The 23,374-nt window shown below is 65.0% G+C and carries 20 protein-coding genes and 2 tRNA genes; 5 read left to right on the top strand and 17 right to left on the bottom strand.

Annotated elements, in window-relative coordinates; translation table 11 throughout:
- The first annotated feature begins 35 nt into the window (after positions 1 to 35).
- From panB to H1D44_RS15845, 4 genes are all read left to right on the top strand, one after another.
- The gene (panB, locus tag H1D44_RS15860; RefSeq protein ID WP_181515830.1) at positions 36 to 827 is read left to right on the top strand and encodes a 3-methyl-2-oxobutanoate hydroxymethyltransferase; all 792 of its coding nucleotides are present in this window, start codon (positions 36 to 38) and stop codon (positions 825 to 827) included.
- Positions 828 to 847: 20 nt separating this feature from the next.
- Positions 848 to 1,696 carry a pantoate--beta-alanine ligase gene (gene panC / locus H1D44_RS15855; protein ID WP_181515829.1) on the top strand — a complete coding sequence of 283 codons (849 nt, stop codon included), beginning with the start codon at positions 848 to 850 and terminating at the stop codon, positions 1,694 to 1,696.
- A 35-nt stretch (positions 1,697 to 1,731) separates the two neighbouring features.
- Positions 1,732 to 2,112, top strand: a complete 381-nt coding sequence (gene panD, locus H1D44_RS15850) for an aspartate 1-decarboxylase (protein ID WP_181515828.1) — start codon at positions 1,732 to 1,734, stop codon at positions 2,110 to 2,112.
- Between the two features lie 118 nt (positions 2,113 to 2,230).
- Complete coding sequence (locus H1D44_RS15845) at positions 2,231 to 3,406, top strand: acetyl-CoA C-acetyltransferase (RefSeq protein ID WP_181515827.1); 1,176 nt, start codon at positions 2,231 to 2,233, stop codon at positions 3,404 to 3,406.
- A 76-nt stretch (positions 3,407 to 3,482) separates the two neighbouring features.
- Here the strand turns inward: H1D44_RS15845 and pnp are convergent, their stop codons facing one another.
- From pnp to rlmE, 15 genes are all read right to left on the bottom strand, one after another.
- On the bottom strand, positions 3,483 to 5,615 hold the full coding sequence (pnp, locus tag H1D44_RS15840; protein WP_181515852.1) for a polyribonucleotide nucleotidyltransferase: 2,133 nt from the start codon (positions 5,613 to 5,615) through the stop codon (positions 3,483 to 3,485).
- A 199-nt stretch (positions 5,616 to 5,814) separates the two neighbouring features.
- Complete coding sequence (gene rpsO, locus H1D44_RS15835; RefSeq protein WP_181515826.1) at positions 5,815 to 6,084, bottom strand: 30S ribosomal protein S15; 270 nt, start codon at positions 6,082 to 6,084, stop codon at positions 5,815 to 5,817.
- A gap of 106 nt (positions 6,085 to 6,190) precedes the next feature.
- Positions 6,191 to 7,108 carry a tRNA pseudouridine(55) synthase TruB gene (gene truB / locus H1D44_RS15830; RefSeq protein ID WP_181515825.1) on the bottom strand — a complete coding sequence of 306 codons (918 nt, stop codon included), beginning with the start codon at positions 7,106 to 7,108 and terminating at the stop codon, positions 6,191 to 6,193.
- Positions 7,108 to 7,518 carry a 30S ribosome-binding factor RbfA gene (gene rbfA / locus H1D44_RS15825; protein ID WP_181515824.1) on the bottom strand — a complete coding sequence of 137 codons (411 nt, stop codon included), beginning with the start codon at positions 7,516 to 7,518 and terminating at the stop codon, positions 7,108 to 7,110. Before rbfA ends, truB begins: the two co-directional genes overlap by 1 nt.
- 18 nt (positions 7,519 to 7,536) lie before the next feature.
- Entirely contained in the window at positions 7,537 to 10,053 is a 2,517-nt protein-coding gene (gene infB, locus H1D44_RS15820; protein WP_181515823.1) for a translation initiation factor IF-2, read from the bottom strand.
- A 27-nt stretch (positions 10,054 to 10,080) separates the two neighbouring features.
- On the bottom strand, positions 10,081 to 11,574 hold the full coding sequence (gene nusA, locus H1D44_RS15815; protein ID WP_181515822.1) for a transcription termination factor NusA: 1,494 nt from the start codon (positions 11,572 to 11,574) through the stop codon (positions 10,081 to 10,083).
- Positions 11,575 to 11,626: 52 nt separating this feature from the next.
- Complete coding sequence (gene rimP, locus H1D44_RS15810) at positions 11,627 to 12,088, bottom strand: ribosome maturation factor RimP (RefSeq protein ID WP_181515821.1); 462 nt, start codon at positions 12,086 to 12,088, stop codon at positions 11,627 to 11,629.
- A 209-nt stretch (positions 12,089 to 12,297) separates the two neighbouring features.
- Positions 12,298 to 12,374 (bottom strand) — tRNA-Met (locus H1D44_RS15805).
- A 138-nt stretch (positions 12,375 to 12,512) separates the two neighbouring features.
- A tRNA-Leu gene (locus tag H1D44_RS15800) sits at positions 12,513 to 12,599 on the bottom strand.
- Positions 12,600 to 12,623: 24 nt separating this feature from the next.
- Positions 12,624 to 12,983, bottom strand: a complete 360-nt coding sequence (gene secG, locus H1D44_RS15795; protein WP_181515820.1) for a preprotein translocase subunit SecG — start codon at positions 12,981 to 12,983, stop codon at positions 12,624 to 12,626.
- A 4-nt stretch (positions 12,984 to 12,987) separates the two neighbouring features.
- Positions 12,988 to 13,737: a triose-phosphate isomerase gene (gene tpiA, locus H1D44_RS15790; protein WP_181515819.1), complete on the bottom strand. Its 750-nt coding sequence runs from the start codon at positions 13,735 to 13,737 to the stop codon at positions 12,988 to 12,990.
- A 72-nt stretch (positions 13,738 to 13,809) separates the two neighbouring features.
- Entirely contained in the window at positions 13,810 to 15,159 is a 1,350-nt protein-coding gene (gene glmM, locus H1D44_RS15785) for a phosphoglucosamine mutase (protein WP_181515818.1), read from the bottom strand.
- Positions 15,152 to 16,018: a dihydropteroate synthase gene (gene folP / locus H1D44_RS15780; RefSeq protein WP_181515817.1), complete on the bottom strand. Its 867-nt coding sequence runs from the start codon at positions 16,016 to 16,018 to the stop codon at positions 15,152 to 15,154. The genes glmM and folP overlap by 8 nt, the downstream gene beginning before the upstream one ends.
- 95 nt (positions 16,019 to 16,113) lie before the next feature.
- Positions 16,114 to 18,132, bottom strand: a complete 2,019-nt coding sequence (gene ftsH / locus H1D44_RS15775; RefSeq protein ID WP_181515816.1) for an ATP-dependent zinc metalloprotease FtsH — start codon at positions 18,130 to 18,132, stop codon at positions 16,114 to 16,116.
- Between the two features lie 223 nt (positions 18,133 to 18,355).
- Entirely contained in the window at positions 18,356 to 19,048 is a 693-nt protein-coding gene (gene rlmE / locus H1D44_RS15770) for a 23S rRNA (uridine(2552)-2'-O)-methyltransferase RlmE (protein WP_181515815.1), read from the bottom strand.
- A gap of 164 nt (positions 19,049 to 19,212) precedes the next feature.
- Between rlmE and yhbY the strand changes: the two genes are divergently transcribed.
- Positions 19,213 to 19,539: a ribosome assembly RNA-binding protein YhbY gene (gene yhbY / locus H1D44_RS15765; protein ID WP_181515814.1), complete on the top strand. Its 327-nt coding sequence runs from the start codon at positions 19,213 to 19,215 to the stop codon at positions 19,537 to 19,539.
- Between the two features lie 112 nt (positions 19,540 to 19,651).
- On the opposite strand, the gene greA is transcribed toward yhbY, so the two are convergent.
- Both greA and carB read right to left on the bottom strand, forming a co-directional pair.
- The gene (gene greA / locus H1D44_RS15760; RefSeq protein WP_181515813.1) at positions 19,652 to 20,128 is read right to left on the bottom strand and encodes a transcription elongation factor GreA; all 477 of its coding nucleotides are present in this window, start codon (positions 20,126 to 20,128) and stop codon (positions 19,652 to 19,654) included.
- Positions 20,125 to 23,355 (bottom strand): carbamoyl-phosphate synthase large subunit, encoded by a 3,231-nt coding sequence (gene carB / locus H1D44_RS15755; protein ID WP_181515812.1) that lies wholly within the window; start codon positions 23,353 to 23,355, stop codon positions 20,125 to 20,127. Before carB ends, greA begins: the two co-directional genes overlap by 4 nt.
- Positions 23,356 to 23,374 lie beyond the last annotated feature (19 nt).

Below are 23,374 nucleotides of genomic sequence, written 5' to 3'. Positions count from 1 at the left end.
CAAGCCGCTCGCCCGAGACAAGATGAGAGCACGCCATGAAAACCGTCACGCTAAGCACACTGCAAGCCTACAAGCGCGCGGGCGAAACCTTCAGTTGCCTGACCGCCTATGACGCCTCCTTCGCTCGCACCGCCGCCGATGCGGGTATCGAGGTGCTGCTCGTCGGCGATTCCCTCGGCATGGTGTTGCAGGGGCACGACAGCACGTTGCCGGTGACCCTCGAGGACATCTGCTACCACACCCGCTGCGTGGCACGCGCCAAGGGCCGAAGCCTACTGATGGTCGACCTGCCGTTCATGAGCAATGCCACTACCGAGCGCATGCTCGATGACGCCGCCGAGCTGATGCGCGCCGGCGCCGAGCTGGTCAAGGTGGAAGGCGAAGCCTGGATGGCCGACGGCATTCGTGAGCTGACCCGTCGCGGCGTGCCGGTCTGCGCGCACCTGGGATTGACACCGCAGACCGTCTATCAGCTCGGCGGCTACAAGGTGCAAGGACGCGATGCCGAACGCGCCGCGCAGATCCTCGAGGACGCGCGCACTCTGGTCGAGGCCGGCGCCTCGGTGATCCTGCTGGAGTGCGTGCCGGCAAGCCTCGGCCGGGCCATCACCGAGGCCCTGGACGTGCCGGTGATAGGAATCGGCGCCGGTCCCGACACCGACGGCCAGATTCTGGTCATGCACGATGTGCTGGGCGTCACCCATGGGCGTACGCCGCGCTTCGTCAAGAACTACATGGCCGAGGCCGACGATATAGCCGGTGCATTCCGCCGCTACCATGAGGACGTCAAGGCGCGCCGCTTCCCGACCGAGGAGCATAGTTTCTAGTTCCGCCAGGAGGTCCGCTGATGCGTACTCTGCGAGATATCCCCGCGCTGCGTGAGACCCTGGGCGAACACCGTCGCCAGGGGCTGCGCATCGGGCTGGTGCCGACCATGGGCAACCTCCACGATGGCCACCTAGCGCTGGTGGAGACCGCCCGCCGACACGCCGACGTGGTCGTGGCGACCGTCTTCGTCAACCCGCTGCAGTTCGGGCCCAGCGAAGACCTCGATGCCTACCCCCGCACCCTGGAAGAGGACCAGGCCAAGCTCGAGGCCGCCGGCTGCGACCTGCTGTTCGCGCCAACCGTGGCCACCCTCTACCCGCGTGGGCTTGGCGAGCAGACCCGGGTATGCGTTCCCGCTGTCAGCGAGGGGCTGTGCGGCGGCTCCCGCCCCGGACACTTCGATGGTGTCTCCACCGTGGTGAGCATTCTGTTCAATCTGGTACAGCCCGACATCGCCTGCTTCGGCGAGAAGGATTACCAGCAGCTGGCCGTGATCCGCAAGATGGTGATAGATCTTCACCTCCCCATCGAGATCGTCGGCGTGCCGATCGTGCGCGCCGAGGATGGCCTGGCCCTGTCGTCACGCAATGGCTACCTCACCCCGGAGGAGCGCTCGGCAGCACCGGAACTGCAGCGCACACTCGCCTCACTGCGATACTCCCTCGAGGCCGGCGACCCGGTGGAGGCGACCCTCGAGTCGGGCCTGACCCGACTGCGTCAGGCCGGTTTCGAACCCGACTATCTGGAATTGCGTGCAGCGGACCTGGGGGCGGTGACCGACCTTACCCGAGAGGCCGTATTGCTCGCCGCCGCTCGGCTGGGCAATACGCGACTCATCGACAACCTGACCCTGACCCTGCCGCGCTGAGGCGGCGCTCATCGTAACCCGGAGGAAACACCCGCATGTTCACCGTCATGCTCAAGGCCAAGCTGCACATGGCCCGTGTCACTCATGCCGTGCTCAATTACGAAGGCTCTTGTGCCATCGACGGAGAACTGCTGGATATGTCCGGCATTCGAGAGAATGAACAGATCCAGATCTACAACGTCGAGAACGGCCAGCGCTTCACCACCTATGCCATTCGTGCCGAAGAAGGATCGCGCGTGATCTCGATCAACGGCGCTGCCGCTCACCTGGCCGGTCCCGGCGACCGGGTGATCATTTGCAGCTATGCTCATTACAGCGAGGCCGAACTGGAGAGTCATCAGCCAAGCCTCGTCTATCTGCAGGAAGGCAACGTCGTCAGCCATACCAGCAACGCCATTCCCGTCCAGCTCGCCTGATCGGCCACATGGCGACGAAACGCCGGCCTGCTGTTACCTCATGGGAGCATTGCCGCAGCGCACAATCGTCGCCTATGCTGACCCAGTTACCGTCAGTGAACGAATCAGGAGAGTTCCTATGCAAGACGTGGTGATCGTTGCCGCTCGCAGAACCGCCATCGGCGCCTTTGGTGGATCGCTGGCCGGCATTCCCGCCAGCGACCTCGGTGCGCTGGTGATCAAGGACATTCTGGCCTCTACCGGCGTCTCCGCCGATCAGGTCGATGAAGTGCTGCTCGGCCAGGTACTGACGGCCGGCGTAGGCCAGAACCCCGCGCGTCAGGCCTCTATCAAGGCCGGCCTGCCCGCCGTCGTGCCTGCCATGACCATCAACAAGGTGTGCGGCTCGGGCCTCAAGGCCCTGCACCTGGCTACCCAGGCGATTCGCTGCGGCGACGCCGAGCTGATCCTGGCCGGCGGCCAGGAAAACATGTCGGCCTCGCCTCACGTGCTGCCCAACTCACGCAACGGCCAGCGCATGGGTGACTGGAAGGCCGTCGACACCATGGTCCACGACGGCCTGTGGGACGCCTTCAACAACTATCACATGGGCATCACCGCCGAGAATCTGGCCGAGAAGTACAGCATTACTCGTGAGGCCATGGACGAGTTCGCCGCTGCCTCCCAGCAGAAAGCGGCTGCCGCCATCCGCGACGGCAAGTTCAAGGGACAGATCGTTCCGGTCGAAATTCCCCAGCGCAAGGGCGACCCGGTAGTCTTCGACACCGACGAGAACCCCCGCGAAGTGAGCGCCGACAAGCTCGCCGGCATGCGTCCTGCCTTCAAGAAGGACGGCACCATCACCGCCGGCAACGCCTCCTCGATCAACGACGGCGCCGCCGTGGTGATGATCTGCTCCGCCGACAAGGCCAAGCAGCTCGGCCTCGAGCCGCTGGCGCGTATCGCCGCCTACAGCAACGCTGGCGTCGATCCGGCGATCATGGGCATCGGCCCGGCTCCGGCTACCCGCCGCTGCCTGGAAAAGGCCGGCTGGAGCCTGGACGACCTCGACCTGATCGAGGCCAACGAGGCCTTCGCCGCCCAGGCGCTGTCGGTCAACAAGGAGCTCGGCTGGGACGTTTCCAAGGTCAACGTCAATGGCGGCGCCATCGCGCTTGGACACCCCATCGGTGCCTCCGGCTGTCGCGTACTGATCACCCTGCTGCACGAGATGATCGCCCGCGACGCCAAGAAAGGCCTGGCCACGCTGTGTATTGGCGGTGGCCAAGGCGTTGCCCTGGCAATCGAAAGGTAAAGCCGCGGCGCCAACAAAACCGCCCCCATGGCCAGCAGGCCATGGGGGCGGTTCGCGTTGCGGCGTCGAGTGAGGCTTACAGCGCGGTCTCGGCCTCGGCGGCCTCGAAGGCGGCCTTCTCCTCCGGCGTGATCTCCTTGATGGTGAGCTTCACGCGGTTGCGGTTGTCGATGTCGAGCACCTTGACCACCACCTCGTCACCCTCGTTGAGGAAGTCACGCACGTCGTTGACGCGCTCGGGCACGATCTGCGAGATGTGCACCAGACCGTCGGTGCCGGGCATGATGTTGACGAAGGCGCCGAAGTCGGCGATGCGCACCACCTTGCCACGATAGAGCTTGCCGATCTCGGCTTCGGCGGTGATCGCCAGCACGGTATCGATGGCCTTCTTGGCCGCCACCTTGTCCTCGGCATAGATGCGCACGGTGCCGTCGTCGTCGAGGTCGATGGAGGCGCCAGTGTCTTCGCAGATCTTGCGAATGGTGGCGCCACCCTTGCCGATGACGTCGCGGATCTTCTCCGGATCGATCTTGATGGTAGCCATGGAGGGGGCATTCTCGGAGATTTCCGCGCGGCTCTGGCTGATGACCGCATTCATCTGCTCGAGGATGTGCAGGCGGGCCTCGTTGGCCTGCTGCAGGGCGATCTCCATGATCTCCTCGTTGATGCCCTCGATCTTGATGTCCATCTGCAGGGCGGTAACGCCGGCAGCGCTGCCCGCCACCTTGAAGTCCATGTCGCCCAGGTGGTCCTCGTCGCCCAGGATATCGGTGAGCACGGCGAAGCCGTTTTCATCCTTGACCAGGCCCATGGCGATACCGGCCACCGGCGCCTTCATCGGCACACCGGCGTCCATCAGTGCCAGCGAGGCACCGCAGACGGAAGCCATGGAGCTCGAACCGTTGGACTCGGTGATCTCGGAGACCACGCGAATGGTGTAGGGGAAGTCCGCCTCGTCGGGCAGCATCGCCTCCACACCGCGGCGCGCCAGGCGACCGTGGCCGATTTCGCGGCGCTTGGGGCCGCCCATGAAGCCAGCCTCGCCCACGCTGTAGGGGGGAAAGTTGTAGTGCAGCAGGAAGCGGTCCTTGCGCTCGCCTTCCAGCGACTCGATCAGCTGAGCGTCGCGCAGGGTACCCAGGGTGGCGATGACGATGGACTGGGTCTCGCCGCGGGTGAAGATCGCCGAGCCGTGGGTCTTGGGCAGACCGCCAACCTCGATGGCCAGCGGGCGCACGGTCTTCTGGTCACGGCCGTCGATACGCGGCTCGCCCTTGACCACGCGGCCACGCACCACTCGCTTCTCGAGGCTGGCGAAGGCGCCCTTGACCTCGTCGGCGTCGAACTGGCCTTCCTCCTCGCCGGCCAGCTGCTCAACGGCCTGAGCCTTGAGGTCAGCCAGCGCATCCTGGCGGGCCATCTTGTCGGTGATGCGGTAGGCCTCGCCCACCTTGGCCTCGAAGGCGGCGGCAATCGCCTGCTTGAGCGCGGTATTCTCGGCCGGAGGCTGCCAGTCCCAGCGAGGCTTGCCGGCTTCGGCGACCAGCTCGTTGATCGCGCCGATAGCGGTCTGCATCTCCTGGTGACCGTAGAGCACGGCACCCAGCATCTCGTCCTCGAGCAGCTCCTGGGCCTCGGACTCCACCATCAGCACGGCTTTCTCGGTGCCGGCGACGACCATGTCCAGCTCGGAGCCGTTGAGCTCTTCCACGGTGGGGTTGAGGAAGTAGCCCTTCTCCTCGTTGAAGCCAACGCGGGCAGCGCCGATCGGCCCGTTGAACGGCACGCCGGAGATCGCCAGCGCCGCGGAGGTGCCGAGCATGGCGGCAATGTCCGGGTCATGGTTGCGATCGGTGGAGAGCACCGTACAGATGACCTGCACCTCGTTCATGAAGCCCTTGGGGAACAGCGGGCGGATGGGGCGATCGATCAGACGCGAGGTGAGGGTCTCCTTCTCGGTAGGACGCCCCTCACGCTTGAAGAAGCCACCGGGAATCTTACCGACCGCGTAGGTCTTCTCCTGATAATGCACGGAAAGCGGGAAGAACGGCTGGTTGGGGTTGGCCTCCTTCCGCGCCACCACGGTGCACAGCACCACGGTGTCGTCCATGGTGACCAAGACGGCACCGGTGGCCTGGCGGGCAATGCGCCCGGTTTCCAGGGTGACGGTGCTGCGACCGTACTGAAACGTTTTCTTTACCGGATTCACGGCGACTTCCTTCAACTTTTCTCTACATGTATGGGTCGTTTTGACTCGGCGACCATTTTAGGGGTTGACGCGCGCGAGAGCCACCTATACCACCGCTTTCGTTCTGAAAACGCAAAACGGGCAGCCCCTGAGGGGACTGCCCGTTGTCACGCCGTGAGCATAAGGAAAGGAGGAATTCGCGTTACGAATTACCCTTTTCTTAGCGACGCAGGCCGAGGCGCTGGATCAATGCCTGATAGCGCGACAGATCCTTGCGCTTCAGGTAGTCCAGCAGCTTGCGGCGCTGGTTGACCATGCGGATCAGGCCACGGCGGGAGTGGTGATCCTGCTTGTTGCTCTTGAAGTGATCCTGCAGGCCATCGATGTTGGCGCTCAGCAGGGCCACCTGAACTTCGGGGGAACCGGTGTCGTTGTCGCCACGGCCGAATTCCTTGACGATCTCGGCCTTCTGTTCAGCGGTAAGTGCCATCTGTTTCTCCAGTAAGCAATATGCCTGAAACGTGAATGTGTGAGACCACGCATATTTGCAGTCTCGGGCGTCTCTCCTTGCGGAAGCCGCGATGCATCGCGCTTCCTCAATCGGCTGCCGTATTGAGCAGCCGCTTGGGAGCCACTTCCTGTGGCCCCGTCACCGTGCCGAGACCGATGAAGATCTCTTTACAGTAGAGTCTTGTCAGCTCGCCGAGGTTCGCCTCGAGCCGCTCGACGCTAGCCGCCTGGCCATGCACCAGGCGCTGCCTTGCCGCCTCGCTGACGTCGAGTCGCGGCAGATGCGCCACCAGCACGTCGACCGGCAGCAGCGCCGCCTCTCGCTCATCCTGGCCCGACAACGCTTCCAGCGCCTCGATGGGCAGCATGCCCTCGCTGTCGAAGGGGCCGGTGGCGAGCCGCCTCAGGGCGGTGATATGTGCCCCGCAGCCCAGTGCTTTGCCGATATCCTCGGCCAGGGTGCGGATGTAGGTGCCCTTGCTGACGCGTACCTCGAGCTCGAAGGCGTCGCCTTCGAAGGCGAGCAGCCGCGCATCATACACCGTCACGCGGCGCACTGCACGCTCGACGCTCTTGCCCTCGCGGGCCAGTTCGTAGAGCTTGCGCCCCTGATGCTTGAGCGCCGAATACATCGGTGGCGTCTGCTCGATCTCGCCACGGAAGCCTTCCAGCACCCGCTCGACATCCTCGGCCGAAAGCGACGGCACTTCGCAGCGCTCGATCACCTCGCCTTCGGCGTCGCCGGTGGCAGTCACCGCGCCGAGCTGCACTCGGGTGCGATAGACCTTGTCGGCCTCGAGCAGGTGCGCCGAGAACTTGGTCGCCTCGCCCAGGCACACCGGCAGCAGCCCGGTTGCCATGGGATCCAGGGTGCCGGTATGGCCCGCCTTCTGCGCCTGCAGCAGGCGACGAGCCCGCTGCAGGGCGTGATTGCTCGAGGCACCCTTGGGCTTGTCGAGCAGCAGCACGCCATCGACCGGCAACCCCCGGCGGCGACGCGCCATCAGCCGCGCTCTCCCTCGCCGTCGTCATCCGCCCCTTCCTCGCCGTGACGTGCACGGTCGCTGGACACGGCCTCGTCGATCAGCGAAGAGAGGCGCTGGCCGCGCACCACGCTTTCATCGTAGTGGAAGCGCAGTTCCGGCACGTGGCGCAGCTTGATGCGTCGGGCGATCTGGCTGCGCAAGAAGCCCGCCGCCTGCTTGAGGACCTTGAGGTTCTCCTTGATGCGCTCGGGGCTGTCCTCGCCGAGCAGGGTCACGTAGACGTCGGCATAGCCGAGGTCACGGCTGACCGTGACCCCGCTGACGGTGACCATGCCCAGGCGCGGGTCCTTGACCTCGCGCTGGATCAACACGGCCAGCTCCTTCTGCAGCTGGTCGCCGACCCGGTCGGTTCGCTTGAACTCGCGCATGTACCACTCCCGCTGCGATTACAGCGTCCGCTCGACCTTGACCTGGTCGAAGACCTCGATCTTGTCGCCGACCTGGACGTCGTTGTAGTTCTTCACGCCGATGCCGCACTCCATGCCGCTGCGTACTTCCTGAACGTCGTCCTTGAAGCGGCGCAGCGATTCGAGCTCGCCCTCGTAGATGACCACGTTGTCGCGCAGCACGCGGATCTTCTTGTTACGGAAGACGGTACCCTCGACCACCATACAGCCGGCCACGGCGCCGATCTTGGGCGCGCGGAAGACGTCACGGACCTCGGCCACGCCGACGATCTCTTCCTTCCACTCCGGTGCCAGCATGCCGCTCATGGCCTGCTTGACCTCGTCGATCAGCTGGTAGATGACGCTGTAGTAGCGCAGGTCCAGCCCTTCACGCTCGATGATCTCACGGGCGGCGGCGTCGGCACGCACGTTGAAGCCGACCACGATGGCCTCGGAGGCCAGCGCCAGGTTGGCATCGGTCCCGGTGATGCCGCCCACGCCGGAGGAAACCACGGCCACCTGCACTTCGTCGGTGGAGAGTTCCTCGAGGGCGCCCTTGATCGCTTCCAGAGAACCCTGCACGTCGGCCTTGAGCACGATGTTGACCTTGGCCACCTCGTCCTGGCCCATCTGGCTGAACATGTTCTCCAACTTGGCCTTCTGCTGGCGGGCCAGGCGTACCTCGCGGTACTTGCCCTGACGGAAGTTGGCGACCTCGCGGGCCTTCTTCTCGTCAGCCACGACCATGAAGTCGTCACCGGCATCCGGAGTGCCGTCGAGGCCCTGGATCTCCACCGGCATGGCGGGACCAACCGATTCGACCTGCTGGCCGAGCTCATTGGTCAGCGCGCGCACACGGCCGTAGTGCAGGCCGGCAAGCACGATGTCACCACGCTTCAGCGTGCCGTTCTGCACCAGTACGGTAGCCACCGGGCCGCGACCCTTGTCGAGACGCGACTCGACCACCACGCCCTTGCCGGGCGCTTCCGGCACCGCCTTGAGCTCGAGCACCTCGGAGACCAGCTGGATCGCTTCCAGCAGATCCTCGATGCCTTCGCCGCTCTTGGCCGAGACGTGAACGAACTGAGTGTCGCCGCCCCACTCCTCGGAGATGACGCCGTGCTGGGACAGCTCGTTCTTGACCCGGTCCGGATCGGCCGCCGGCTTGTCGATCTTGTTGACCGCAACCACGATGGGCACTTCAGCCGCCTTGGAATGCTCGATCGCCTCGATGGTCTGGGGCATCACGCCGTCGTCGGCCGCCACGACCAGGATCACCACGTCGGTGGCCTTGGCACCGCGGGCACGCATGGCGGTAAACGCCGCGTGACCCGGGGTATCGAGGAAGGTCACGCCGCCGTGCTCATCCTCGACGTGGTAGGCGCCGATGTGCTGGGTGATACCGCCGGCTTCCCCGGTGGCCACCTTGGCCTTGCGGATGTAGTCGAGCAGCGAGGTCTTGCCGTGGTCGACGTGGCCCATCACGGTGACCACCGGCGAACGGGTGATCTCGTCGCCCTCGTAGGAGATACCCTCGAGCATTTCGGTCTCGAGCGCATCATCCTTGATCAGCTTGGGCTTGTGGCCCATCTCCTCGACCACGATGGCCGCGGTGTCCTGATCGATGGTCTGGTTGATGGTCACCGCCGCGCCCATGGTGAACATGGTCTTGATGACCTCGTTCGCCTTGATCGACATCTTGTCGGCCAGTTCGGCGACGCTGATCGATTCGGGAATCGACACCTCGCGCACGATCGGCTGGGTCGGTTTCTGGAAGCCGTGCTTGCCGCCACCGCTCTGGCCGGTACTGCGACGTCCGCCGCGACGCTCGGCGCGCTTGACCTTCTTGCCGCTGCCACGGCGGCGCTCTTCACGGTCGCCGCGATCGTCGTCGCGATCGTGCCGGCCCTTCTTGGCCGAGGCCTTCTTGGGCGGCGCGGTACGGCGGTCGGTGCGGCCTTCCTTGGGCGGCGCGGGTGGCTCGGGCTGGGCGACCGGTTCTTCCACCGGCACCTCCAGCTCGGGCACCGGAACTTCCGGCTCTGCGGCCTTGGCCGCTTCCGCCTTGGCTGCCTCTTCGCTGGCTGCCTGCTCGGCGGCGCGGCGCTCGGCTTGCTCTGCCTGCTCGGCCTCACGCTTGGCCTGGGAATCGGCCATGTCGCCAACCAGCTGACGCGGGCCGGCCTCTTCCGCCGGCTCCGGCTTGGGCGCCTCTTCCTCCTCGGCGCGCTTGACGTAGGTACGCTTCTTGCGTACCTGCACCTCGATGGTCTTGCCACGCTCGCCGGTCTTGATCTTGCTGCGGGTCTTGCGCGTCAGCGTGATGCGGTTGCGCGCACCGGCCCCGGTGCCGCCATGGCTCTTGGTCAGGTAGTCGAGCAGCTTGCGCTTGTCCTCCTCGGACACGGCGTCGCTCTCCGACTTGTGCTCGAGCCCGGCTTCTTTCATCTGTTCCAGCAGGCGGGGCACGTCGCGGCCCACCTTCGCTGCAAAATCTTTAACGGTCATTTCCGACATCTCGACCCTCCTCAGCCCGTGACCCGTTTACTGTTCGTTCTCGAACCAGGGCGCACGGGCAGTCATGATCAGTGCTGCAGCGCGCTCCTCGTCCATGTCCTCGATGTCCATCAGATCGTCGACGGACTGCTCGGCGAGGTCCTCCATGGTGACGATGCCCCGGCTGGCCAGGATGAAGGCCAGATGACGCTCCATGCCGTCCATTTCCAGCAAGTCGTCGGCCGGCTGAGCGCCATCCAGCTCCTCTTCGGAAGCAATGGCCAACGTCAACAGCTCATCCTTGGCCCTGGCTCGCAGCTCTTCCACGAGCTCTTCATCAAGCTCCTCGATCTCGAGCATCTCCTCGAGGGGCACGTAGGCGATTTCCTCCAGCGTGGTGAAACCTTCCTCCACCAGCAGCCGGGCGAGGTCATCCTCGATCTCCAGATGCTGGATGAAATTCTCGACCAGGCTGTCGATCTCCTGCTCGCGCTTGTCTTCGGCCTCGCCCTCGGTCATGACGTTGATGCGCCAGCCGGTTAGCTCGGACGCCAGGCGTACGTTCTGGCCGCTGCGGCCGATGGCCTGAGCCAGGTTGTCCTCGGCGACGGCTACGTCCATTGCGTGGGCATCCTCGTCGACCAGAATCGAGGCGACGTCCGCCGGTGCCATGGCGTTGATCACGAGCTGGGCGGGATTGTCGTCCCACAGGATGATATCGACACGCTCATTCTGCAGTTCGCCCGAGACGGCCTGGACACGGGAACCGCGCATGCCGACGCAGGCGCCGACCGGATCGATGCGGCGGTCGTTGGTCTTGACCGCGATCTTGGCCCGGGAGCCCGGGTCACGCGCCGCACCCTTGATCTCGATGAGCTGCTCGGCGATCTCCGGCACCTCGATCTTGAACAGCTCGATGATCAGCTCCGGGCAGGTGCGCGACAGGATCAGCTGAGCACCGCGCGCCTCCGGATCGACCTTGACCAGCAGCGCGCGAACCCGGTCGTTCATGCGGTAGCGCTCGCCGGGAATCATTTCGCTGCGCGGCAGGAATGCCTCGGCGTTGTCGCCCAGGTCGATGATCAGGCCGTCACGGGTGGTTTTCTTGACGATGCCGGCGACCAGATCGCCTTCGCGCTCGGCATACTGACGCACCACTTCGGCGCGCTCGGCCTCACGCACCTTCTGCACGATCACCTGCTTGGCGGTCTGGGCAGCGATGCGGCCAAAGGTAGCGTTCTCGATCTGCTCCTCGACGACGTCGCCCAGCTTGAGCGGCGTTTCGCGTCGAGCGGCGAAGGACTCCTTGATCTCGGCGTCGGGGTTCTCGAACTCGTCATCCTCAACCACTTCCCAGCGGCGGAAGGTCTCGTAGTCGCCCGTTTGACGATCGATGTGTACCCGCACGCTGACCTCGCGACCCTCGAAACGCTTGCGCGACGCACTGGCCAGCGCTGCCTCGACGGCCTCGAAGATCACTTCGCGGGGCACGCCCTTCTCGTTGGAGATCGCGTCGACGACCGTCAGAATTTCTTTACTCATGCCTTTGCCTCGCCAGAAAACCTGTTCTTGTGCACCGAACCTGGTTCTGCGCTCAGTCCTCGAACCGCGGGACTACCCGCGCCTGATCGATGCTTTCGATGGGAAAGCAGTATTCCTCGCCGTCGAGCCGCAACAGCACTTCGTCCGCCTCGATGCCAGCCAGCAGCCCCTGGAACTTGCGCCGCCCATCGAAGGGAACGCGCAGCTTCAGCGCCACATCATGACCCGCGTAGCGGGCGAACTGGTCGAGGGTGAACAGCGGACGGTCCATGCCCGGCGACGACACCTCCAGGCGATACTCGCCCGGAATGGGGTCCTCGACGTCGAGCACGGCGCTGACCTGACGGCTTACGTCGGCGCAGTGATCCACGCTCACGCCATCGGCATGATCAATGTAGATCACCAGCCGGGAGTGCTTGCCCTGGGGACGATAATCGATGCCCCAGAGCTCGAATCCCATGGCGGTGACCACCGGCTCGATCAGCGCATGCAGCGCAGCGTCCTTGATTGCCACAGAGTAGCTCCTACAGCCGTTGCATCAGGCACCTGGCCGGGAGAGAACAGGAAAGCTAGGTGGCTGATTGGCGTTGCCCGGATAAGCACTGCCGGCCAACCCGACAGTAATCTGCTAACAAAAAGCCCCTTCGCAGGAAGGGGCCTTTCACAAGAAACCTGTAGTACCACTTCGGCATCCTGCATCCCGTTCGGATGCCTGCCGGAAGATGGTAGCGGGGACCGGATTTGAACCGATGACCTTCGGGTTATGAGCCCGACGAGCTACCAGACTGCTCCACCCCGCAACATTCCAGGTCGGCGATTGTAGGCGTGAACCGCGCCCTGCGTCAAGGAGACTTGGGCCAAGCCTGTGCCTGCAATCATCCTGGTGCCAATCCTGCTTCTGACGACTCACGATCCCGACGGGATCGCAGCGTTTCAGATGGTGCCGAAGGCGGGACTTGAACCCGCACGACCTTACGGTCACTACCCCCTCAAGATAGCGTGTCTACCAATTCCACCACTTCGGCTAGCTTGACTGCTGGAGCCGCGACTCAGTCGTCGGTTTCCTCCAGCACTGGCGCGGTATTATCCACATCCCCGGCCTCGTCGTCAAGCGTCGGCAGGCCTCGCTGCTGCTCGATCAGTCGCGAATCGGGAATGCCCGCTTCCGGCGCCTGCCCGGCCTGGGTAGCGAAATAGGCCAGGGTCAGCGAAGTGGCGAAGAAGGCCGCCGCCAACACAGCGGTGGTACGCGACATGAAGCCGCCGGTACCGCGCGAGCCGAACACGGTCTGCGAGGCACCACCACCGAAGGCGGCACCAGCTTCGGCGCCCTTGCCCTGCTGAAGCAGGATAAGAACGACCAGGGCGATAGCGATCGCCACGTGGATCATGAGAATGGCAACTTGCATGAGTTCAACCTGCTGACTGACAAATGGCTAGGAAATCGTCGACCTTGAGCGATGCTCCGCCCACCAGGCCGCCGTCGATGTCGGGCTGAGCCAGCAGCTCAGCCGCGTTGTCGGCATTCATGCTGCCGCCGTAGAGGAGACGCAGGCTCGCCGCGAGCTCGCGATCATAACCGGCCTGATACTGGCGAATCCCGGCCATGACCTCCTGTGCCTGCTCCGGAGTGGCCGTGCGTCCGGTACCGATCGCCCACACCGGCTCGTAGGCGATGACGACTCGCTCGCGCTGATCCGGCTCCAGGCGCGCCATCACGTAGCCCACCTGGCGCAGCACCACCTCCATGGTGCGGCCGGCATCGCGCTCTTCCAGCGTCTCGCCCACGCACAGGATCGGCGTGATGTCGACGTTCAGCGCCGCCAGCAGCCGATCGAGCACGGCCTCGTCGTCCTCACGGTAGAGCTGTCGACGCTCCGAGTGGCCCGCCAGGGCATACTCGACGCCGAACTCCTTGAGCATGCGCCCGCTGACCTCGCCAGTGCGTGCACCGGAGTGCAGCGGGTTCAGCGTCTGCGCCCCCAGGCGCAGCGGAGCCCCTTCGAAGGCACGCCGCGCCGCGTCCAGATAGGGGAAGGGTGGCAGTATGACCACGTCCATTGACGTCGGGAGCGGCTCGTCGGCAAAGCGACGCCCGAACTCTTCGACCAGCGAGGCCGAACCGTTCATCTTCCAGTTCCCGGCGATCAGCGGCGTTCGCATGCAGCCTCCTCTTTCAAAGTGGAGCGAAATGGTATAGGAGGCGCCAGGCCAAGACAACCTCCACGGCGCTTGTCAACCCAACTCTCTCTCTACCTGGGCGGCGAGCTGACTGGTCAGCGCCTCGACATCGAGGTGCGCTCGCCCCTCGATCATCACGCGGATCAGCGGTTCGGTCCCCGAGGGGCGCAGCAGCACGCGCCCCTCTTCGCCGAGTTCCGCCTCCATTGCCGCCACGGCATCCTTGACCCCCGGGCTGTCCAGCAGGGCCTTGGCATCGCTGCCCGGCTTGAGGCGGACGTTGACCAGCGCCTGGGGCACCTTCTCCAACCCGGACAGCAGCGTGTGGAGCGGCTTGCCCTCACTGACCATGATCGCCAGCACCTGCAGCGCCGAGACGATCCCGTCTCCGGTACTCTGCACGTCGGCACATACGATATGACCGGAGGATTCCCCTCCGAGTTGCCAGCCTTTGGCCGCCAGCCGTTCGACCACGTAGCGGTCCCCCACCTTGACACGCTCGAAGGGAATGCCCATGCGCTCAAGCGCCATCGCCAACCCCAGGTTGGTCATCAGGGTGCCGACCACGCCGCCGACCAGTTGACCGCGCTGATGCCGGTCGCGGGCGATCAGGTAGAGGATGTCGTCGCCATCGATCTCGCGCCCGTCGGCATCGACCATGAGCACCCGGTCGCCGTCACCATCGAAGGCGATACCCAGGTCGGCGCCCTGTTGAATCACCGCGGCACGCAGCGTGGCCGGCGAGGTGGAGCCGACGTCGCGATTGATGTTGAGGCCGTCGGGGCTGGCCCCGACCAGACTGACCTCCGCGCCCAGCTCGCGGAATACGCTGGGAGCGATGTGGTAGGTGGCGCCGTGAGCACAGTCGAGCACCACGCTCAATCCATGCAGACTGACGCGATTGGGGATGGTCGACTTGCAGAATTCGATGTAGCGGCCGGCGGCATCGTCGATGCGCATGGCCTTGCCGAGCCTGTCCGCCGCCACCGTGGTCAGCGGTTCTTCGAGCGCCGCCTCGATGCGCTCCTCGAGCTCATCGGCAAGCTTGGTGCCCGCGGTGGAGAAAAACTTGATGCCGTTGTCGGCAAAGGGATTGTGCGACGCGGAAATGACGATACCGGCATCGGCGCGGAACGTGCGCGTGAGGTAGGCAATGCCCGGCGTCGGCATCGGGCCGAGCAGAGCCACGTCAACGCCGGCGGCGGAGAGCCCTGCCTCGAGCGCCGACTCGAACATGTAGCCCGAGATACGCGTATCCTTGCCGATCAGCACCCGTGCACGGCCCGACTCGCGAGTCAGCACCCGCCCCATGGCCCAGCCCAGCTTCAACATGAAGTCAGGGGTAATGGGATACTCACCTACCGTCCCACGAATGCCATCCGTACCGAAGTATTTTCTAGTCATGCTCGCAGCCTTCCCTTAGCACGGCCCAACTCATGTTCACCGCATCCATGACTGGGCCAACGTCATGGACACGCAGGATACGGGCCCCACGCCCGACGGCGTGCGCCGCCAGCGCCAGACCTCCGGCCAGGCGCTCCTCAACCGGCCGCCCCAGCACCTTGCCGATCATGCTCTTGCGCGACATGCCCACCAGCAGCGGCAAGCCGAGGGCAGTCAGGCGATCCATACGATTGAGCAGGCGCAGATTATGCTCGACGGTCTTGCCGAAGCCGAACCCCGGGTCGAGCAGCAGCCGCTCGCGGCGCAGCCCCGCCGCCTCGCAGGCAGCCACCCGCGCCGCCAGGAAACCGGCCACGGCATCTTCGATGGGTTCATCATAGCGAGGCGCCTGCTGCATGTCCTGCGGCTCGCCCTGCATGTGCATCAGGCACACCGGCAGCCCTGCTCCGATCGCTGCCTCCAGCGCTCCGTCCCGCTGCAGGGCGCGCACGTCATTGATCATGCCGGCACCCAGCTGGGCGGCCTGCTCGATCACTCGCGGGTTGCTGGTATCCACCGAAACCAGCGCATCGAGCTCACACACCAGCCGCTCGATGACCGGCGCCACCCGGTCCAGCTCCTGCTGGGTGGAGACCGGCGGCGCTCCCGGACGGGTCGACTCTCCTCCCACGTCGATGATCGCCGCACCTTCCGCCAGCATGCGCTCGGCATGGCGCAGGGCATCGTCGAGGGCCACATGACGGCCACCGTCGGAAAAGGAGTCGGGGGTGACGTTGAGGATCCCCATGACCCGGGGATAGGAGATATCGAGGCGATGCCGCCCACATGGCAGCCAGGTCGCTGAAGAAGAGTCCGTCATGTCATGCATCCTGGGACGTGGGCGGCTGTGTCATGGAGCGGGGTGGGCGCCCACGGCAAAGGCGCCCCGCAGGGCGCCTGTATCGACATTGCTGCTCACGAGCCGGCAGGGCCGCCCAGCGGATCGGAGGGGCGACGGCGGGGCTCGTCATCCTCATCCTCGTCGCCCTGGTCACCCGCATCGCCGCCACTGCCACTGTCGGACGGCTGCGGCGCCGGCTCCTCCTCGGGCTTGGCCTCGGCGTCGCCGGAAACCGGAGCACCGCCGCCGGAGTCGCCGTCTTCCCAGTCCTTCGGCGGACGCGGCGTACGACCTTCCATGATGTCCTTGAGCTGATCGGCGTCGATGGTCTCGTACTGCATCAGCGCCTCGGCCATGGCGTCGAGCTTGTCGCGATTCTCCTCGAGAATCCGCTTGGCCTCGTTGTAACAGTCGTCGATGATCTTGCGCACTTCCTTGTCGAGCCGGGTAGTGGTCTCGCCGGACTTCAGCTTGCCGCCGCCCTGGCCGGGGCCGCCGAGAAACTGGTGCGACTCGTCCTCGTCGTACATGATCGGCCCCATCTCTTCGGAGAGCCCCCACTTGGCCACCATGTTATGAGCCAGCTCGGTGGCGCGCTTGATGTCGTTCGAGGCCCCGGTGGTGACGCCATTCGGCCCCAGGGTCATCTCCTCGGCGATGCGGCCGCCGAACAGCGAGCAGATCTGGCTGATGATCTGCTGCCGCGACAGGCTGTAGCGGTCCTGCTCGGGCAGGAACATGGTCACGCCCAGGGCGCGACCGCGCGGGATGATGGTGACCTTGTAGACCGGGTCGTGCTCCGGCATCACCAGACCGATGATGGCGTGGCCCGACTCGTGGTAAGCGGTGTTGAGCTTCTCCTTGTCGGTCATGACCATGGAGCGGCGCTCGGCGCCCATCATGATCTTGTCCTTGGCCAGCTCCAGCTCTTCCATACCCACCAGGCGCTTGTTGCGCCGCGCGGCGAACAGCGCCGCCTCGTTGACCAGGTTGGCCAGGTCGGCGCCGGAGAAGCCGGGGGTGCCGCGAGCGATCAGCGACGGCTTGACGTCGTCGGCCAGCGGCACCTTGCGCAGGTGCACGTTGAGGATGTGCTCGCGGCCGCGGATGTCGGGCAGCGGCACCACCACCTGACGGTCGAAGCGGCCCGGGCGCAGCAGTGCCGGGTCGAGCACGTCGGGGCGGTTGGTGGCGGCGATCACGATGATGCCTTCGTTGGCCTCGAAGCCGTCCATCTCCACCAGCAGCTGGTTGAGGGTCTGCTCACGCTCGTCGTTGCCGCCGCCCATGCCGGCACCGCGCGAGCGGCCCACGGCGTCGATCTCGTCGATGAAGATGATGCAAGGCGCCTGCTTCTTGGCCTGCTCGAACATGTCGCGCACGCGGGACGCGCCCACGCCGACGAACATCTCGACGAAGTCGGAGCCGGAGATCGAGAAGAACGGCACCTTGGCCTCGCCGGCGATGGACTTGGCCAGCAGCGTCTTACCGGTACCCGGCGGGCCCACCATCAGCACGCCGCGGGGAATGGTGCCGCCCAGGCGCTGGAACTTGGAAGGATCGCGCAGGAAGTCGACCAGCTCCTCGACCTCCTCCTTGGCCTCGTCGCAGCCGGCGACGTCGGAGAAGGTAGTCTTGATCTGATCCTGTGAAAGCAGCTTGGCCTTGGACTTGCCGAAGCTCATCGGCCCGCCCTTGCCGCCGGCGCCCCCCTGCATCTGGCGCATGAAGAACATGAAGATGGCGAGGATCAGCAGGATCGGGAAGCTGGCAATCAGCAGCCGGGTCCACAGGCTCTGCTCCTGCGGCTCGCGACCGATCACGGTGACGTTGTGGGAGAGCAGATCGTCGATCAGCTTGGGATCCTCCGCCGCCGGCCGGATGGTCTGGAACTCAGAGCCATCGGCACGCTCGCCGGTGATGCGATAGCCATCGATGGTCACGCTGCGGACCTGCTGGTTCTGCACCTGCTGGACGAACTGGGAATAGTTCATCGTCTGCGGCGTCGTATCGACGGTGAAATTGTTGAACACCGTCAGCAGTACCGCCGCAATGACCAACCAGAGGATCAAATTCTTCGCCATATCATTCAAGGGACTACCCTCATTGCAAGCTACTCTCGGGCAACGATGCCTGACCCATAAGACCACGCATGAAGAAGCCATGTTCCGCCCCGCGGAGCGAACCACGCCATCCCCCACTGTGGCACAGTTGAGCGGCCATGTCTGGCCATCGCGCTATTAGTCTAAAACTATCATCGATCGCCCAGGGCGGGTGCGGCCGCGCCTGGCTCATGTCACCGGGCCGAGCCTTGGCTCAGCCTCGAAATCCTTCCGCCAGCAGGTAGACCTCGCGTGAACGTGCACGAGACGCCTCGGGCTTGCGCGTCACTACCTTGGCGAAGCTCTCGCGCAACTCCTTCAGGTAGGCATCGAACCCTTCGCCCTGGAACACCTTGGCCAGGAAGCGGCCACCGGGCCGCAGGGTCTGGCGTGCCAGATCGAGCGCCAGCTCCACCAGGTACATGGCCTGGGGCTGGTCGATGGCACTCATCCCACTCATATTGGGGGCCATGTCGGACATTACAAGGTCCACCGGGCGCCCATTCAGGGCCGCGAGAATGGCCTCGAGCACGGCCTCCTCGGTAAAGTCGCCCTGGATGAACTCGACGCCGGCCAGGGCATCCATCTCGAGAATGTCCGAGGCGATCACCAAGCCCTCGTGGCCCACGCGATCGGCCGCCACCTGACTCCAGCCGCCCGGAGCGGCGCCCAGGTCGATCACGCTCATGCCGGGCTTGAACAGCCGGTCCTTGTCGTCGAGCGCCAGCAGCTTGTAGCTGGCGCGGGAGCGATAGCCGTCCTGCCAGCTCTGCTGGACGAAGCGGTCGTCGAAGTGCTCCTTGAGCCAGCCAGCGCTGCTCTTGCTGGCACTGCTCTTGCCGGCACCAGGCTGGCGACGCGGGCTGTCGGGCGCGCCATTGCGGGACGAGGAGGAGGATCGAGCCACACGATCACCTTGACTGAAGACGCCGAGCGGAGCGCAGACATGCCGGCCCGGTTCGGTGTGATGCAGAGCTGGACGAGGGCCCGGCGGGCCTTGCCATGCTTTCGCCGGCGCGCATTTCACCGTACCATGACAGGTTACGCGCAACCGGGAAGACGCAAGATACCATGAGCTTGTCACAGGCACAAAAGAAAGCATTTCGCAGCATCGGCCACCATCTCAACCCGGTGGTGACGGTGTCGGAGAACGGTGTCTCCGAGGGCGTGCTGGCGGAACTCGACCGGGCGCTGTCCGATCACGAGCTGATCAAGGTCAAGCTGGCCCTGCCGGAGCGCGACGACCGCGCCGCCATGCTCGAGGAGCTGCTCGCGGCCAGCGGCGCCGAGTGCGTGCAGACCATCGGCAAGATGGCGCTGCTCTACCGCAAGAGCCCCCAGGCCAACCCGAAGCTCTCCAACGTCAAGCGCTTCGAGAACCACCACGGCCGGCACTGAAGCAAGCCGCAGAGGAAAGGCCCAAAAAGAGCCAAGGCCTAAAAAACAAGCCCGCGACATGATGTCGCGGGCTTTTTCGTACCGGCCCGGGCTGGGCTGAGCTCGGCCGGGCTCAGCGGTGCTCGACGCTGGAAATCTCGTACTCGACCTCGCCGCCCGGCGTGGCCACCACCACCACATCTCCCTCTTCCTTGCCGATCAAGGCCCGGGCAATGGGTGAGGTCACCGAGATCTTGCCGCCCTTGATGTCGGCCTCGTCCTCGCCGACGATCTGGTAGCTGACCTCCTCGTCGTTACCGAGGTTGATCAGCTCGACGGTGACGCCGAAGATCACCTTGCCGGTCTGCGGCAGCTTCTGCACGTCGATCACCTGGGCATTGGAGAGCTTGCTCTCGATCTCCTGGATGCGCCCCTCGATGAAGCCTTGCTGCTCACGCGCCGCATGGTACTCGGCGTTCTCCTTGAGGTCGCCGTGCTCACGGGCCTCGGCGATCGCCGCGATCACCTTGGGGCGCGCCTCGCTCTTGAGCTCCTCGAGCTCCTTGCGCAGACGTGCCTCGCCGGCGACGGTCATCGGGACCTTGTTCATTGCGTTGCTCCTGCATGCAGTTCCTGTAGACGCCGCACCGTGATCTCGTTGCCATATTCCAGCGCCATGCAAACGGCGCTCGCCCCTGCCAGGGTGGTGGCATAAGGCACCTTGCGAGCCAGTGCGGTACGGCGGATCACCGAAGAGTCATTGATCGCCTGGCGACCCTCGGTGGTATTGACGATATAGGCGATGTCGTCGTTCTTGAGCAGATCGACGATATGCGGACGGCCTTCGTAGACCTTGTTGACGACCTCGACCTCGAGGCCGGCGGCTTCGAGGGCGGCGGCAGTGCCGCGGGTCGCGCACAGGGTGAACCCCAATCCTAGCAGAGAACGGGCGATCTCGATAACGCCCGCCTTGTCCGGCTCACGCACCGAAAGGAACGCCTTGCGCTCGCCTTCGAGTTTGGGAATCGCCTCACCGGCACCCAGCTGCGCCTTGTAGAAGGCCTCGGCAAAGGTTTCGCCGGAGCCCATCACCTCGCCGGTAGACTTCATTTCCGGCGACAGGATCGGGTCGACCCCGGGGAACTTGTTGAACGGGAACACCGCTTCCTTGACGCTGAAGAAGTGCGGCACGATCTCGCGCTGGAAACCCTGCTCGGCCAGGCTCTTGCCGGCCATGCAGCGGGCGGCGATTTGCGCCAGCGAGGTGCCGATGCACTTGGAAACGAAGGGCGCGGTGCGCGAGGCACGCGGGTTGACCTCGATGACGTAGATCTCGCCGTCCTGCCACGCCAGCTGCACGTTCATCAGACCCACCACGCCGAGCTCGACGGCCATGCGCTTGACCTGATCGCGCATCTCATCCTGCACCTCGGCGGGCAGCGAGTAGGGCGGCAGCGCACAGGCGGAATCGCCGGAGTGCACGCCGGCCTGCTCGATGTGCTGCATGATGCCGCCGATCACCACCTCGTGGCCGTCGGAGACGGCGTCGATGTCGATCTCAATGGCGGCGTTGAGGAAGTGGTCGAGCAGCACCGGCGAGTCGTTGGAAACCTTGACCGCGTGGGTCATGTAGTTCTCCAGCTCGTCGGCGGAGTAGACGATCTCCATGGCGCGACCGCCGAGTACGTAGCTCGGACGCACCACCAGCGGGTAGCCGATCGCCTCGGCCTTGGCGAAGGCCTCGTCGAAGCTGCGTGCGGTGGCGTTGGGCGGCTGCTTGAGCCCCAGCTTGTCGATCATCTGCTGGAAGCGCTCGCGGTCCTCGGCGCGGTCGATGGCGTCAGGGGTGGTGCCGATGATCGGCACGCCGGCGGCTTCGAGCTCCCGGGCCAGCTTCAGCGGGGTCTGGCCGCCGAACTGCACGATCACCCCGACCGGCTGCTCCTTGTCGGCGATCTCCAGCACGTCCTCCAGGGTCACCGGCTCGAAGTAGAGGCGGTCGGAGGTGTCGTAGTCGGTGGAGACGGTCTCCGGGTTGCAGTTGACCATGATGGTCTCGTAGCCGTCGTCGCGCATGGCGAAGGCGGCGTGGACGCAGCAGTAGTCGAACTCGATACCCTGGCCGATGCGGTTGGGCCCGCCACCCAGCACCATGATCTTCTGACGGTCGCTGACCTCGGCCTCGCACTCCTCCTCGTAGGTGGAGTACATGTAGGCGGTGTCGGAGGCGAACTCGGCGGCACAGGTGTCGACCCGCTTGTAGACCGGGCGGATACCGGCCTTCTGGCGGGTCTTGCGGAACTCTTTCTCGGAAACGCCGAGCAGGCCGGCCAGGCGCGCGTCGGAGAAGCCCTTGCGCTTGAGCTGGAAGAGCTCCCGCGGGTCGAGCTCGGAAAGCGAGCGCTTGGCCACGTCCTGTTCGATGCGGATCAGCTCTTCAAGCTGGACCAGGAACCAGGGATCGATCCTGGTCAGGGCGAACACCTCTTCTACGCTCATGCCGGAGCGCATGGCGTCGGCCACGTAGAAGATACGCTCGGCGCCGGCGGCCTGCAGCTCACCCTTGATATGGGCCATGGCGTCGCTGCTGAAGTCGGCGACCTTGGGATCGAGGCCGTCGTTGCCGGTCTCGAGCCCGCGCAACGCCTTCTGCAGCGACTCCTGGAAGGTGCGCCCGATGGCCATCACCTCGCCCACCGACTTCATTTGGGTGGTCAGTCGGTCGTTGGCCTGAGGAAACTTCTCGAAGGTGAAGCGCGGGATCTTGGTGACCACGTAATCGATGGAGGGCTCGAACGAGGCCGGGGTGCGCCCGCCGGTGATGTCGTTCGAAAGCTCGTCCAGGGTGTAGCCCACCGCCAGCTTGGCGGCGATCTTGGCGATCGGAAAGCCGGTGGCCTTGGAGGCCAGTGCCGAGGAGCGCGACACCCGCGGGTTCATCTCGATCACCACCATGCGCCCGGTATCCGGGTCGACGCCGAACTGCACGTTGGAGCCGCCGGTCTCGACGCCGATCTCGCGCAGCACCGCCAGCGATGCATCGCGCATGATCTGGTACTCCTTGTCGGTCAGCGTCTGCGCCGGGGCCACGGTGATGGAGTCGCCGGTATGCACGCCCATGGGATCGAAGTTCTCGATCGAGCAGACAATGATGCAGTTGTCGTTCTTGTCACGAACGACCTCCATCTCGTACTCCTTCCAGCCCAGCAGCGACTCGTCGATCAGCAGCTCGTGGTTGTTGGAGAGCTCGAAGCCGCGGGTGCAGATCTCCTCGAACTCCTCCTTGTTGTAGGCCACGCCGCCACCGGAGCCGCCCATGGTGTAGGAGGGGCGAATGATCACCGGGAAGCCCAGCGACTCCTGGATGCGCCAGGCCTCCTCCATGCTGTGAGCCACCTCGGCCTTGGGGCACTCCAGGCCGATGCGCTTCATGGCCTGGTCGAACAGGTCGCGATCCTCGGCCTTGTTGATGGCGTCGGCGTTGGCACCGATCATCTCCACGCCGAACTTCTCGAGCACGCCGTGCTTGTCCAGGTCGAGCGCGCAGTTGAGTGCGGTCTGGCCGCCCATGGTGGGCAGGATGGCATCGGGGCGCTCGGCCTCGATGATCTTCTCCACCGCCTGCCAGGTGATCGGCTCGATGTAGGTGGCATCAGCCATGGCCGGGTCGGTCATGATGGTGGCCGGGTTGGAGTTGACCAGGATGACCCGGAAGCCCTCCTCGCGCAGCGCCTTGCAGGCCTGGGCGCCGGAGTAGTCGAATTCGCACGCCTGCCCGATGACGATGGGGCCGGCGCCAATGATCAGGATGCTATTTATGTCGGTACGCTTGGGCATGTCGGTTCCCGCGGCTGGA

The organism is Billgrantia kenyensis (assembly GCF_013697085.1).
Classification (GTDB): Bacteria; Pseudomonadota; Gammaproteobacteria; order Pseudomonadales; family Halomonadaceae; genus Halomonas; species Halomonas kenyensis.
This window is presented reverse-complemented; position numbering and strand designations above follow the sequence as displayed.